Source organism: Marinobacter alkaliphilus (assembly GCF_055394375.1).
Map to the genome: position 1 here is coordinate 2615786 of NZ_AP043751.1, position 14073 is coordinate 2629858.

The following is a 14073-nucleotide window of genomic DNA, read 5'->3' on the forward strand; positions in this document are numbered from 1 at the left end:
GTACCCATCGGATTGGAGGAGCAGATGAAATCCATCACGACTTCGCTCATGTTTGTCGGAGAGCAGGCCGGGAAAGCCGAGGAGGCAATTAGGTTCTATACTTCTTTATTTCCTGGTTCACAGATCACCGATATTCAGCGCTACGGAGCCGGTGAGCATGAACCAGAAGGTTCTACCAAAATGGCTCGGTTTACGATAAACGGAACTGAGTTAATGGCGCTGGACAGTCACCTTGATCACCAATTTAGTTTTACTCCCTCCATGTCATTGTATGTCGAGTGTGAGTCCTCGAACGAAATCGAGGAGGCTTTTCGGGCCTTAGCCGACGGCGGCTCGGAGCTGATGCCTTTGGATAACTATGGCTTTAGCGAGAAGTTTGGGTGGCTGAAGGATAGGTATGGAGTGTCTTGGCAACTCAACCTAACGGATTAACGTGGCGGAAAAGTCAACACATAACCAAGCGCAGCACTACGCAGCCTCCGGCTGCCGGACGCTCGCAAGCTCGCGCCGGTGTGCGCGGCGTTATACCTCATGGAGGAGCATATGAGAAAACTGGTAAGTTCAGGCTCTCCTTTGGAAGAACCGATTGGGTTTTCCAGAGCATGCAGAGTTGAAAACATGATTTCTGTCGCCGGCACGGCACCCATAGAGAATGGTGAAACTACCTGCGTTGGGGATGTTTATGGGCAGACCAAGTATTGCTTGGAACTGTCTATTCGGGCTATCGAAGAGGCTGGAGGAAAACCGACAGATATAATTAGAACTCGCATCATGCTCACTGACATTTCTCGTTGGGAGGAAGCCGCCAAAGCACATGGTGAGCTATTTTCTGCAATAAAGCCCGCGTGTACGTTTGTTGAAGTAAGCCGCTTCATCAATCCGGACTGGCTTGTAGAAACGGAGATCGATTGTGTCCTGGGTCAGGTATAACAAAGCCATTAAGTCTGTTCCGGGCCGGTGGCCCTCCACCGGACGTCCCTGTCGGGCCGCCGCTTATGGCTGGCGTTATAAATTTTGAGAAGGCTTTGTTGGGCAGTAGACGGACAGTGGATAGCTGCTATTAGATTAAGGCCGAGGCAGGGCTTCTGGGGCATATGAGTAAATGGATCAAACTACTACAGCTACTTTTGCCAGCTTTTCTGATCTGCGCAGGAGTACTGCATGCATTGGCAATTTTGGTGGGCTCTGGTCTTGATACTGCTATAAGCCAGTTTGGGTCTCCGTTTATCTTTATCTTTACAGGTCTAGTTCTGGGAGACATCAACAAGCGCCGCAAGGATCTAAACTGAGGTTCCATGTCCCAATTTATAACAAGGCCAGGCACAGCGACGCCTACTACATTGCGGCTTCGCCTCCATTTCGCAGCCGCGCATGCTGGCTGGCGTTAGCTGGTAGTGCCTTGGATCTTTTGGGGTGTTTCGGTGCCATGGGGCCTTGGCCTCAAATGGGCAGCAAACCGGGTACTCTTGGAGCACCGCCAAGGCCGTCAAAACTCGCAGTCTGGCTGATAGCTCAATCGGAATATTCGGCAGGTATAAAGTTCAGTGTTCGCCGTGCGTGGCAATCCGACGAAAACTGAATTTCGATCTGCTACTCTGAAGTTCAGGGTCGTTCGCCGCGTTATAGGCGGTGGTTTTAATCAAGTTGCATCAGCGTATTTTGGTGCCAAGGCAACGGAGCATGCCGTCGAGTTGTTAGCCAGGGATTGGTCTTCATCGTGACCCCCAGCTAACCAGTGCATTAAATACGTTCCGGCCCGATGGGCCTCCACCGGACGCCCTAGTCGGGCGCCGTTTATGCAGGCGTTATTGGCCCAGGCCTCGGAAGGATTCAGTCGGTAGAGCAGGGAGTTGCTTTCAAGTGTTTACCACCGTCCAGCACTTCTCCCCGCAAATCTCTGCAAAATCCGAAAATTCCGTGTTCTGGTTCCTCACGCTATGGGCCAAGTTCGGTGCAAGCTAGTCAGTACACGGCATTCGGGTTTGGATGCCAGAGATTATCCACGGGGTATCCGGCCACTAACAAGGCGGTCAACCGGACGCCAAAAGCGTACCGCTTTTGGTTCCCTCCGCTACGCTCCGGCGCCGGTTACCTTCAGCGTTATAAATTTTGAGAAGGCTTTGTTGGGCAGTAGACGGACAGTGGATAGCTGCTATTAGATTAAGGCCGAGGCAGGGCTTCTGGGGCATATGAGTAAATGGATCAAACTACTACAGCTACTTTTGCCAGCTTTTCTGATCTGCGCAGGAGTACTGCATGCATTGGCAATTTTGGTGGGCTCTGGTCTTGATACTGCTATAAGCCAGTTTGGGTCTCCGTTTATCTTTATCTTTACAGGTCTAGTTCTGGGAGACATCAACAAGCGCCGCAAGGATCTAAACTGAGGTTCCATGTCCCAATTTATAACAAGGCCAGGCACAGCGACGCCTACTACATTGCGGCTTCGCCTCCATTTCGCAGCCGCGCATGCTGGCTGGCGTTATACACCCGGAATTTAAACTGTTCGTACATACAGTACTGTGTTATGGTTTCGCAAAACAAGTGATTTCGTCCTACAGAGGTGAATTATGATTAAAGGAAGTTGTTGTTGCGGAGCTGTACAATTCGAAATAAGCGAAGAGCCCAGCATGATGGGCATGTGCCATTGCAGTCGTTGTCGTAAAGTTGGGGCAAGCGCTTTAGCCTTCGTGAAATCAGACACATTTAGTATTACTGCTGGCCGCGACAAAATATCCACATTCAAAGCTGAGCCGCCGTACAAATATAATCGATGTTTTTGTCCAATCTGCGGCACTGCACTTGGCGAAGTTCTTTCAGGCTTGGATTTTTTTCCAATAAATGCAAACTGCATAGACAGTGGAATCGAGATAGACATTAAATTTCACGAGTTTGTTTCAGAGAAGCCGAGCTGGTTCAAAATCGGTGACAACGCGAAGCAATTCGATGAACACCCGCACGAATAACAATAAAAATGTATAACAAAGCTGTCATAGGGACATTTTTTACTTCGCTCCGTTTTGGGGTGGCTTCGCCACTTTACCCCAAAACTCCACTACGTAAAAAATGCCCCATACAGCGGCGTTAAATGTGGGGAAGATGACCTCGTACAACTATCCTGAACTCATACTGCAGAAGACAGCTGATCTTCCCAAGATCGTGGGTTTGTCGCTCGAGAAAACGTTGGTTAACTATGTTGCCGATGAGTTCAATGTGCTCTATTTGAAAGCCGGTGGTCGCTGGTTCGCTGCTCAGCCAGAAATCGGTGGTGAGATTTTGGGGTTTCATGAGTTGGGGGCGTCACCCCAAGAAGGACCAACCTCCGACGGCAGTGGCATTGTGAGTTGTGCTCTGTTCGAGCGGTTTATGGGAGCCCAAGTAACTGCTGTTCGGCAAATGGGTGAAGCGTGGAATGGGCACGGTTTTGAGTTGAGCTTCTTTGGCATTGTGGACCACACTCTGCTGGTGCAATCCATACATACAGGGTCTGAACCTGAAGACTATTCAGACTGCTTGCGTCTCGGGGTCGGAAGTTATGTACATGTCGCGAATTGCATTTAACCAAACGCGTCACACGGATGCTCTTTACGCCGCTACGCTCTGTAAAGGTCACCGGTGCGCTCAGCGTTATGGCGGCTTGTCAAGAGGTGAGTGTGAGTATGTTTAGCTTCCAGGATTTTGCGAAGCCTCGAGTTAAATCACTGATTGGAGCGTTGACCGTAGCGGTCTTGACCATGCTCGGATCATGGGCCACACCATTGCTCGGCTACGTTTTCGCACTGATGGCACTTGTGATGCTAATTGTTGTAACGCTTTTTAGCCCTGCTTGGCCCTCGCAGTCGAAAAAGGAGAACTCTCTGGTATTTTCGTTGTTCTGGGGGTTAATGGTGGGGGTGATCGTTCCCCATCTAATATCCACGTTTCTGGAAGGTGGAGCGTCTGCAGTTTTTGAAATTATGACGTCAGAGCCATAACCAAGCGGTCAACCGGACGCCAAAAGCATACCGCTTTTGGTTCCCTCCGCTGGCGCTCCGGCGCCGGTTACCTTAGCGTTGAGGCTGTAGAAAAACCCCGAAATCACCCTGTGTTTTGATAGGATCAGGCAAACGGACAAGGAGTGGTCAGATGCCCCGCTTCAAGCACTACAACTACGACCAGGACACCATGGTCGTCATCAACTACCAGGAACAGCTCCAGCCCGGCACCTTTGAACACGCGGTGCACTACCTGATCGAGCACAAGCTGGACCTGGCGGTGTTTCATCCCAAGTACCGCAACGAAGACACTGGCCGGCTGGCCTACGATCCGGCCATCCTGCTGAAGATCATCCTGTTTGCCTACTCCAAGGGCATCACCTCCAGTCGCGAAATGCAGTGGTGTTGCGAGACCAACATCATCTTCAAAGCCCTCTCCTGCGATACCGTTCCGCATTTCACGACCCTGGCCAAGTTTGTCAGCAGCCACGCCGATGAGATCGAAGAGCTGTTCGAACAAGTTCTTCTGGTGTGCCACGAAGAAGGTCTATTGGGTAACGAGCTGTTTGCCATCGACGGCTGCAAAATGTCCTCCAACGCGGCCAAGGAATGGTCCGGCACCTTTAAAGAGCTGGGCGAGAAGCGGGAGAAACTGCGACGACTGATCCGTCATCACCTCAGGGCGCATTACGAGCGGGATGAGGCAGACACCGAGGCCGAACTGGACCGCGACATCCGCCGAGCGAAGACCATTCTGTCGTTGGATGAGGCCGCTAAGAAGATTGATCGTTTCCTAAAGACGAGCCGCCCACGGATGGGCCGGGGGAAGCGGAGCAAGGAAGTGAAGAGCAACGTCACCGATAACGAAAGCGCCAAGATGACCACCAGCAAAGGCACGATCCAGGGCTACAATGGGGTCGCCACGGTGGATAAGAAACACCAAATCATCATCGACGCCCAGGCCTTTGGCGAAGGCCAGGAACATCACACCCTGCAACCGGTACTGGAAACCGTCGAAGCCCGTTTCAAGAAACTGGGTATCGCTGACAACATCTACCAGTCTGGCGCTATTGTCACTGCCGACACCGGCTTCGCCAACGAGGCCAATATGAAGTACCTGCACGAACGGCAGATCAATGGCTACGTGCCGGACAACAAATTCCGCAGCCGGGACCCGAAGTTCACAAACCAGAAAGACAAGTACGGCAAGCGGCATCAAAACCTGCCGGACAAGGGTTGGAAAGACATCATTCCGGCCAGTGAATTCCAGTTCGATCCCGTGAACCTGATCTGCGTCTGCCCGACTGGCGAAGAGCTTACCTATCGGGGTCAAAGGGAAGCCGAGAATGGCAAGGTCCGAGTGCACTTCGAAGGTCGATTGCTGCAATGTCGCCACTGTCCCAAGAAGCACCAATGCATGCAGAACCCTGCATCCGCTAACCACCGAAATGGGTCTGGCCGACAGGTGTCGTTCACCATTGAGAACAAGCGTCTGCCGAACTACACGGACTGGATGAAGCACCGGGTCGACAGCCAACAGGGCAAAGAGATATACAGCCACCGAATGTCGGTGGTGGAGCCGGTGTTCGGCAACATCGGCACGAACAAACGGCTGAATCGCTTCAGCTTGCGAGGCAAGAAGAAGGTGCAAGGCCAATGGCAGCTATACTGCCTGGTGCACAATATTGAGAAGTTGGCGAATTACGGGCGGTTAGCAGCGTGATGTCGGGATCAGGCGGTTACAAATGTGTCTGCTGGATGTCAGCTATACCGGCACTGACACCGTCAAAAGGACTGAAACTCATGGCTGAACATCGGAACGATGATAATCGGCTAACTGATGGCCGCTAAGAAAATTTTAGGAACCAGGTGCTGGGGAAGGCTCGGAATCGGGTTTTTCTACAGCCTCGTTAGGTTTGCAATGTTAAAACTCGTGGTGGAGACCTCGTGTACTTAGTATTAGCATATATTTCTATATCAGTAGGGATCCTACTTATTTTCTATTATGTTTGGCATTTGACGTGGCCAACAGTCGACGGAATGGTCTCAAATATCAACGAAGGGGTATATAAGAGCAGTATTCGTGGTCCCAGAAAATATCGGATGACCACGTATGATTATGAGTATAACGGAGAAAGGTTCCGTAACATGCGCCAAAGTTTGTTGTTTGGAGCCGTGAAAGGGCCGACAGTAAATAACGAATCAATTTTTCGTGTAAAGCATTGCAGAATACAACCGGCCCTTTCTTGTCCCTTCAGACCACTGTATGACTTTTTCTTGCTTGTTGTAACAATTTTGGGTCTCGTCTGCTTTGCTCTCGTTATGCTTCTCGAACACTGGGACCAGATAACCTAACAAGGCCAGGCACGGCGACGCCTACTACATTGCGGCTTCGCCTCCATTTCGTAGCCGCGCATGCTGGCGGCGTTATGAAGTGCAAGGAGTACGCATTGGACAAGTTTGAGGCTGTCAGACTGTATTATCTTGCCAGCAACTTTTGGCAGCTTACGCTCAATGTCGGTTCCGAATTAATCAAGCGTGGAAACCCAGGCTCGCTGATGAGAAGTGGCTGGGATGCTCCGTCTGAAGAAGAGATGGAGGAGGAGTTGAGATGGTCCGATTTACATATCATCGAACCAACGCTGTTCAATTTCTACCACGGTATTGAATTGAGCCTGAAGGCGTTACTCGTTGCGAAAGGCGAACCGATAGGAAAAATCCACAAGCTCTCCCGTTTACTGGAACTCGTCAATTCCCGATATGACAGTAAAGAGCTATCAGATTTCTACGGAGCTTACATCCATACGGAAAAGCTGCCTCCAATACTAAAAGAGTTTTGCAGCGAATCGGGCGTAACGATGGATTTCTATTATCAAAGCCTCAAATACCCCACTGGCACGAAAGCGGAATCATTCAATCATTCAGCACTACGAGGACACGAATCTGAAGGTGTTAAGCTGTTCAGCCAGATTTCTGAGGATCTGGTACGTTCTCGAAAGCTTATAGAAAAGTTTATTGAGAGCGAGTGTCGAGATGCACTCTCATAACCAGTGCAGGCACGGCGACGCCCATTACATTGCGCCTTTGGCTCCATTCCATGGGCGCGCATGCTGCAAGCGTTGAGGCTGTAGAAAAACCCCGAAATCCCTCTCGGTTTTGGTAGCATCAGGCAAACGGACAAGGAGTGGTCAGATGCCCCGCTTCAAGCACTACAACTACGACCAGGACACCATGGTCGTCATCAACTACCAGGAACAGCTCCAGCCCGGCACCTTTGAACACGCGGTGCACTACCTGATCGAGCACAAGCTGGACCTGACGGTGTTTCATCCCAAGTACCGCAACGAAGACACTGGCCGGCTGGCCTACGATCCGGCCATCCTGCTGAAGATCATCCTGTTTGCCTACTCCAAGGGCATCACCTCCAGTCGCGAAATGCAGTGGTGTTGCGAGACCAACATCCTCTTCAAAGCCCTCTCCTGCGATACCGTTCCGCATTTCACCACCCTGGCCAAGTTTGTCAGCAGCCACGCCGATGAGATCGAAGCGCTGTTCGAACAAGTTCTGCTGGTGTGCCACGAAGAAGGTCTGTTGGGTAACGAGCTGTTTGCCATCGACGGCTGCAAAATGTCCTCCAACGCGGCCAAGGAATGGTCCGGCACCTTTAAAGAGCTGGGCGAGAAGCGGGAGAAACTGCGACGACTGATCCGTCATCACCTCAGGGCGCATTACGAGCGGGACGAGGCAGACACCGAGGCCGAACTGGACCGCGACATCCGCCGAGCGAAGACCATTCTGTCGTTGGATGAGGCCGCTAAAAAGATTGATCGTTTCCTAAAGACGAGCCGCCCACGGATGGGCCGGGGGAAACGGAGCAAGGAAGTGAAGAGCAACGTCACCGATAACGAAAGCGCCAAGATGACCACCAGCAAAGGCACGATCCAGGGCTACAATGGGGTCGCCACGGTGGATAAGAAACACCAAATCATCATCGACGCCCAGGCCTTTGGCGAAGGCCAGGAACATCATACCCTGCAACCGGTACTGGAAACCGTCGAAGCCCGTTTCAAGAAACTGGGTATCGCTGACAGCATTTATCAGCAAGGCACCATCGTTACCGCTGACACCGGCTTCGCCAACGAAGCCAATATGAAGTACCTGCACGAACGGCAGATCAATGGCTACGTGCCGGACAACAAATTCCGCAGCCGGGACCCGAAGTTCACAAACCAGAAAGACAAGTACGGCAAGCGGCATCAAAACCTGCCGGACAAGGGTTGGAAAGACATCATTCCGGCCAGTGAATTCCAGTTCGATCCCGTGAACCTGATCTGCGTCTGCCCGACTGACGAAGAGCTTACCTATCGGGGTCAAAGGGAAGCCGAGAATGGCAAGGTCCGAGTTCACTTCGAAGGTCGATTGCTGCAATGTCGCCACTGTCCCAAGAAGCACCAATGCATGCAGAACCCTGCATCCGCTAACCACCGAAATGGGTCTGGCCGACAGGTGTCGTTCACCATTGAGAACAAGCGTCTGCCGAACTACACGGACTGGATGAAGCACCGGGTCGACAGCCAACAGGGCAAAGAGATATACAGCCACCGAATGTCGGTGGTGGAGCCGGTGTTCGGCAACATCGGCACGAACAAACGGCTGAATCGCTTCAGCTTGCGAGGCAAGAAGAAGGTGCAAGGCCAATGGCAGCTATACTGCCTGGTGCACAATATTGAGAAGTTGGCGAATTACGGGCGGTTAGCAGCGTGATGTCGGGATCAGGCGGTTACAAATGTGTCTGCTGGATGTCAGCTATACCGGCACTGACACCGTCAAAAGGACTGAAACTCATGGCTGAACATCGGAACGATGATAATCGGCTAACTGATGGCCGCTAAGAAAATTTTAGGAACCAGGTGCTGGGGAAGGCTCGGAATCGGGTTTTTCTACAGCCTCGTTAAACGTATCATGCAAATCAGACATCTGATCTTATTAGTAGTAACGATATTTTGGAGCCTTTTTGTAATGGCTGATGAGGCAATGATCTATGCCGAAACGGATTTCACCGTTGGCGAAGAAACCATTTTGGAAAGCGGCTCGCCCGAGAACAGCTTTATGGTTGTATTTGAGGATGATGGAGATACCGGATACCTCTATGGTTTAGATAGAAGCCGAGAGGGCAATCCCATTCTGGATGCTCTGCATATCTACAACGTTGCGAATGTCACGGACAAACATCTGCCATCTAAAGCTCAGATTGTTTGGTCTGGCGATGGGAATAAGTCACTTCTTCTGATAAACGGGTATCCGCACGCAGCCTTCGACTTCGCAGCCAAGAGAGGGTACTGCCGAACAAACTTTCCGCCACCGGACAAGAAATGGACAAAGTACAGCCATGAGTGGAGTGATGAAGTATTGGAGTTGTTCTAAGTTCACGTTTAACCAGTGGGTGAAGCCGACCGGTACTCCGCTGCGCTCGTGTGTCATGACGAAAGACTTCAGTCTTTCTTGCTGTACTCAAGATGAGGGAAGGCCCCTCGGTCTCGGTGACCAGACACCGGGATCAAACCGCCCTGTGCGGCTTGCATTAAGAGTGCGGCGTCGTCTGTCAAGGTAGTTGGAACCTGATTCATTTTGGCTCTAATAAGCCACGCATTGCTCTTTAACAGTTTGTTCCTCGGGTAGCGGGTTTAGCCACACGGCTCCCACCGGTTCGCAGTTGCGGATACCGGTGGACCAGCGACCAGGGTTCTTTTCCTTGGCCCTGAGCAAGGTCATTTTTCGACTTGCCAGGATGTCTGCATCCTTTCCGGCGTGACGGTCAGCCGGTGTCACATAACGGATCGCGCTATGGCGATGCTCGTTGTTGTACCAGCGGATGAACGTGCTCACCCAGTCACGGCTCAGTTCAAGGTTCTCAAAGCCCTCATGCGGGTATTCCGGGCGCTGCTTGGTGGTGCCGAACAGTGACTCGATATAGGCATTGTCATTGGACACACGCGGTCGACTGTAGGAGGGCGTGACACCCAGCTTCTCGAACGTGGCCGGTAGCGTGCCGCCTTTCATGGGGCTGCCGTTGTCAGAATGCACCACCGGTGGATTGTTCACGCAGCCCTCGCGTAACAGTGCTTTGCGCAACACGGTTTCGCTGTTGACGGCGTTTTCCGCATCGAATACTTCAGCGCCAACGATCTTGCGGCTGTAGACATCGAGCATGAAGTACAGATAAAAGAACCGACCCCGAACCGTCGACTTCAAGTAGGTCACATCCCAGCACCAGACCTGGTTCGGTCGGCTGGCCTCATGACGGCGTGGTGGGCCGACTCGCCCGGAGTGGCGGGCACCCCGGCGGTGGTTCTCGTTATGTTCGCTCAGAACGCGGTAGAACGAGGATTCCGAGGCGATGTACCACCCATAGTCGTCCATCAGCAGCGGCACGACCTGAGACGGCGGCAGGCTGGCATAATCGGACTGGTGACAAACGGCCAGAATCATCGCTTTCTCCATGGCGGTCAGTGTGTGAGAGGGGGTGTGCTTCGGGGCGTTGGGCCGACCATCTTCACCACCGGCTTTCCAGCGGCGGTAAGTGTTGGTGCCAATACCCAGTTCGGCACAGGCGCTTTTTAGGCGCGCCCCATCGGTACGCGTTTCATCGACCAGCTGCACAGCATACTGGCGATCCAGGGCACTGGTCAGTCGTCCTCGTCCCCCCAGATCGCCTGGGCCTTTTTTCGCAGAGTCAGCAGGGCGGCTGTTTCCGCCAGTGCGGCTTCCTTGCGTTTCAGCTCACGTTCCAGTTGACGGGTGCGCTTTTTCTCGTGCTTGACCGCCTCACGGGAGCGTTTTTCAATCTTTTCATCGCGATCATTGGCGGCTTCACAGCTCTGACGCCAACGACGGATATGCTCGGGATAGAGTCCACGTTTACGGCAGTACTCGCCCAGTTCGGACTCACTAAGCGCGGCGGTCTCAAGCACGGCGTTGAATTTATCGCGCGAACTCCAGCCTTCCGGGTCTGAGCCGTGATCTGGCAACAGTTGACCATTCTTTCGGGCTTCGCTGCGCCAGTTGTACAAAGTAGCGTCTGAAATGCCTTCTTCTTCCGCTACTTCAGCCACAGGCCGGTTATTCGGTGGCAGTAACTTGCGAAGAATGGCTTCTCGGCGTTCCGGTGAATACTTCATAAAAACCTCTGTCTCGCCCCACTTCATTTAGAGAGTCTAACATCGGGTGGGGTTCCAACTACCTTGACAGAGGGGGGCGGGTCGTGAGCGACATGGGAAAAGGCCGTCAAGAGCGGTCAGGTACGTACCCAAGGAGATGAACGAAAGTGAACCGCCGATAAGGGGTCGAAATGTAGACAGATGTTGTCAGAACCGGGGACCGAGCGTCTCCCCGGGATGAGCTGTGACGTGAGCTGGCACAACGGACACAGCGGCAGCCGGTCTTGAGGCGGCATGACCTGGGTACAGGCTTGAGTATGGAACATGAGAACCTGTCGTCCTGATGTTAAGGGAGAAGCACAAGTGGAGATCCCACGAGGCGAGAGTACCGATGCAGGACACAGGGACGGATTGGCCCGTAGTAGTGTGGAAACACCTGTAATGGGTGTGGAGCGAAGGGGGCAAGTTATCCCGTCGGATCTAGATGGCCAACCGAATTCCGGGAGGAGCCGTCAGGGTCAGGCAAAACCATTTACCATCCCGAAGGCCTTGGTCTATCAGGCCTACAAGCGGGTTCGAGCCAACAAAGGTAGCGCCGGGGTAGATCATCAGAGTCTGGAAGACTTTGATGGTGACCTCAGCAATAACCTTTACAAGCTTTGGAACCGTTTGTCCTCAGGAAGCTATCATCCACCACCGGTTTTGCGCGTGGAGATCGAAAAGGCGGATGGGGCAACCCGTCGTCTCGGCATCCCAACGGTTGCCGACCGCATTGCGCAGATGGTGGTCAAGCTGCTGATTGAACCGGAACTGGAACAACACTTCCACCCGGACTCTTACGGCTACCGCCCGGGAAAGTCAGCGCACGATGCGCTGAAACAGACTCAGGCCCGGTGCTGGAAGAAAGCCTGGGTGCTGGATATGGACATTCAAGGCTTCTTCGACAACATCGACCACAACCTATTAATTAAGGCCGTGGATCGTCATGTGACCGAGGACTGGCAGAAGCTGTACATCCGGCGCTGGCTAAGCGCGCCGGTTCAGTTGGCGGATGGTTCCGTGGAGGAACGCGATCGGGGCACGCCGCAAGGCGGTGTGATCAGTCCCTTACTGGCAAACCTGTTCCTGCACTACGTCTTTGATCGCTGGGTGGAGAAGCGCTGGGGTGGCATCCAGTTCGAACGCTATGCGGACGATATCGTATGCCATTGTTCCAGTGAACGGGAAGCTCAAGCACTGAAATCGGTCCTTGAGGCACGATTCACAGCGTGTGGCTTGACGCTCCATCCCCGCAAGACAAAGATTGTGTATTGTAAGAGCGAGTACAACCGGCGGGACTACCCGGAGATCGCGTTTGATTTTCTGGGTTACACCTTCCGACCGCGGCTGATCCGCAACCGGTTGGGACAAAAGAAAGTCTACTTCACGGCGGCCATCAGCCAGAGTGCAGCGAAAGAGATCCGCAAGCAGATCAACGAGTGGCCCTGGAAATGGTGGCGACAGAAAGAACTCGGGCAGTTCGCTCGATTCTGTCAGTCCCGCCTCCGAGGCTGGATGCAGTACTATAGCCTGTTTGGCCGCAGTTACATTCGGAATGTGCTGTTTCATTTCGATCTGAGGTTGAGCCGGTGGGCATTAGGGAAGTATCGGAAACTCAGAGGTCTGTTACAGGCTGCCCGGAGAGTGAATGGACTGCGTCGGCGACGGCCGGATCTATTTGCGCACTGGGCAGGATCAAGGGCAGTGGTTGGATAACAAGAGCCGTATGAATCGAGAGGTTCACGTACGGTTCTGTGAGAGGCTTTGGGGGTGGTTCCCAGGGCCTACTCGACCGTTGCCGCCAATTACCACGGTGTTAAGTGACTGAGGAAATACAGTGCAATTTTTTAAAAATCTGTTCGGAAAAAAGGAAGAGCCTGAACCTACAGTCACCATTGAGGGGGCCGGTTCTTTGGTCCTGAGGACCACGAACCTTTTTGGTTCGGCGAAATACATGGCAGTGAAATTTACGTTGGCTGCGATACGTAAACACTTAGCAAGTCATATGGGTCCGAAGCGCGACTGGGATGCAAGCGTCATGAAAGATTCAAAGAAATTTTGGGACAACTGTGCAGAGAAATACATAAAAAGCCCTATCAAAGATGAAGCTACATATCAGCAGAAGTTGGCCATTACTCAAGCGTTCCTGAAATCGGACTGGAAGGTACTCGAGTTCGGATGTGGCAGTGGCGCGACCGCTATTTGGCACTCCGCTTATGTGAAACACGTTGTCGCGACGGATATATCCGACAAGATGATAGAGGCGGCCCGACGAAAAGCCGCCGAGGCGGGTGCTGAAAATGTCACTTTTCAGCAAGGCACGCTAGACACCCTCGAATTTCAGGATGAAAGCTTCGACGCTGTTTTGGGGCTCAATGTGTTGCATCTTTTGGAGGATGTTGATGGCGCAATTGTTAACATTCGTCGACTTCTAAAAGAAGGTGGTGTTTTTGTTTCCAGCACATCGCTAATCGCAGAAATCAACTTGGCTTTTCGGTTGTTGATCTCTGGCATGCAGTTGTTCGGTCTGGCTCCTTATGTCAGCCGACTTACCAAGAGTCAGCTTACTTCCAAGCTACTGAAATCAGGTTTTACTATTGAACGAGAGTGGCAAACCAGTCATGAATCGATATTCTTAGTCGCTAGAAAAACATAGATGCCAACGAATGGCAGCGAGGCGACGGCTTTCCGCCACGCGCTATGCACAGAAGGAGCAATACATCGTGAAGAAAATCTGGATTGTTTTTGCCGTATTTGTTGTGACGACTGGGTGCAGCAGCAAGGCTGTGTATGACAATATCCAGCACAATAATCGACAGGAATGTAACAGTGCCCCTCCTGCCCAATATGAGGATTGTATAGAGCGTTCCAGTAAGACATACGAAGAGTACAAGCGGGAGCGTGAG

Annotated in this window: 10 protein-coding genes and 1 pseudogene; 10 read left to right on the forward strand and 1 reads right to left on the reverse strand. The window is 52.4% G+C overall.

What is annotated here, in order from left to right; genetic code table 11:
• Nucleotides 1-24: 24 nt before the first annotated feature.
• From ACZ5Q2_RS11945 to ACZ5Q2_RS11980, 8 genes are all read left to right on the forward strand, one after another.
• Nucleotides 25-432, forward strand: coding sequence for a VOC family protein (locus ACZ5Q2_RS11945; protein ID WP_354449542.1), 408 nt, complete (start codon nucleotides 25-27; stop codon nucleotides 430-432).
• 111 nt (nucleotides 433-543) lie between these two features.
• Nucleotides 544-930 carry a RidA family protein gene (locus ACZ5Q2_RS11950; protein ID WP_431475200.1) on the forward strand — a complete coding sequence of 129 codons (387 nt, stop codon included), beginning with the start codon at nucleotides 544-546 and terminating at the stop codon, nucleotides 928-930.
• A gap of 1697 nt (nucleotides 931-2627) precedes the next feature.
• On the forward strand, nucleotides 2628-2963 hold the full coding sequence (locus ACZ5Q2_RS11955) for a GFA family protein (protein ID WP_464597178.1): 336 nt from the start codon (nucleotides 2628-2630) through the stop codon (nucleotides 2961-2963).
• Between the two features lie 133 nt (nucleotides 2964-3096).
• The gene (locus tag ACZ5Q2_RS11960) at nucleotides 3097-3558 is read left to right on the forward strand and encodes a hypothetical protein (RefSeq protein WP_432210075.1); all 462 of its coding nucleotides are present in this window, start codon (nucleotides 3097-3099) and stop codon (nucleotides 3556-3558) included.
• A gap of 564 nt (nucleotides 3559-4122) precedes the next feature.
• Nucleotides 4123-5694, forward strand: a complete 1572-nt coding sequence (locus tag ACZ5Q2_RS11965) for a transposase (protein WP_432210074.1) — start codon at nucleotides 4123-4125, stop codon at nucleotides 5692-5694.
• 727 nt (nucleotides 5695-6421) lie between these two features.
• The gene (locus ACZ5Q2_RS11970) at nucleotides 6422-7018 is read left to right on the forward strand and encodes a HEPN domain-containing protein (protein WP_432210073.1); all 597 of its coding nucleotides are present in this window, start codon (nucleotides 6422-6424) and stop codon (nucleotides 7016-7018) included.
• 145 nt (nucleotides 7019-7163) lie between these two features.
• The gene (locus ACZ5Q2_RS11975) at nucleotides 7164-8735 is read left to right on the forward strand and encodes a transposase (RefSeq protein WP_432210072.1); all 1572 of its coding nucleotides are present in this window, start codon (nucleotides 7164-7166) and stop codon (nucleotides 8733-8735) included.
• A 255-nt stretch (nucleotides 8736-8990) separates the two neighbouring features.
• The gene (locus tag ACZ5Q2_RS11980; protein WP_432210071.1) at nucleotides 8991-9395 is read left to right on the forward strand and encodes a DUF2251 domain-containing protein; all 405 of its coding nucleotides are present in this window, start codon (nucleotides 8991-8993) and stop codon (nucleotides 9393-9395) included.
• A gap of 210 nt (nucleotides 9396-9605) precedes the next feature.
• Here ACZ5Q2_RS11980 and ACZ5Q2_RS11985 read toward each other — a convergent pair.
• A pseudogene (locus ACZ5Q2_RS11985) lies at nucleotides 9606-11176 on the reverse strand (IS3 family transposase).
• Nucleotides 11177-11554: 378 nt separating this feature from the next.
• Between ACZ5Q2_RS11985 and ltrA the strand changes: the two are divergent.
• Nucleotides 11555-12883 carry a group II intron reverse transcriptase/maturase gene (gene ltrA / locus ACZ5Q2_RS11990; protein WP_230716002.1) on the forward strand — a complete coding sequence of 443 codons (1329 nt, stop codon included), beginning with the start codon at nucleotides 11555-11557 and terminating at the stop codon, nucleotides 12881-12883.
• Nucleotides 12884-13004: 121 nt separating this feature from the next.
• Nucleotides 13005-13823: a class I SAM-dependent methyltransferase gene (locus ACZ5Q2_RS11995; RefSeq protein WP_432210070.1), complete on the forward strand. Its 819-nt coding sequence runs from the start codon at nucleotides 13005-13007 to the stop codon at nucleotides 13821-13823.
• Nucleotides 13824-14073: the final 250 nt, after the last annotated feature.

Bases quoted from the DNA above. Each gene is read 5' to 3' on its own strand.
- ACZ5Q2_RS11960 (WP_432210075.1), top strand. From the start codon at position 3,097: ATGACCTCGTACAACTATCCTGAACTCATACTGCAGAAGACAGCTGAT.
- ACZ5Q2_RS11980 (WP_432210071.1), top strand. From the start codon at position 8,991: ATGGCTGATGAGGCAATGATCTATGCCGAAACGGATTTCACCGTTGGC.
- ACZ5Q2_RS11965 (WP_432210074.1), top strand. From the start codon at position 4,123: ATGCCCCGCTTCAAGCACTACAACTACGACCAGGACACCATGGTCGTC.
- ACZ5Q2_RS11955 (WP_464597178.1), top strand. From the start codon at position 2,628: ATGATGGGCATGTGCCATTGCAGTCGTTGTCGTAAAGTTGGGGCAAGC.
- ACZ5Q2_RS11945 (WP_354449542.1), top strand. From the start codon at position 25: ATGAAATCCATCACGACTTCGCTCATGTTTGTCGGAGAGCAGGCCGGG.
- ACZ5Q2_RS11950 (WP_431475200.1), top strand. From the start codon at position 544: ATGAGAAAACTGGTAAGTTCAGGCTCTCCTTTGGAAGAACCGATTGGG.
- ACZ5Q2_RS11975 (WP_432210072.1), top strand. From the start codon at position 7,164: ATGCCCCGCTTCAAGCACTACAACTACGACCAGGACACCATGGTCGTC.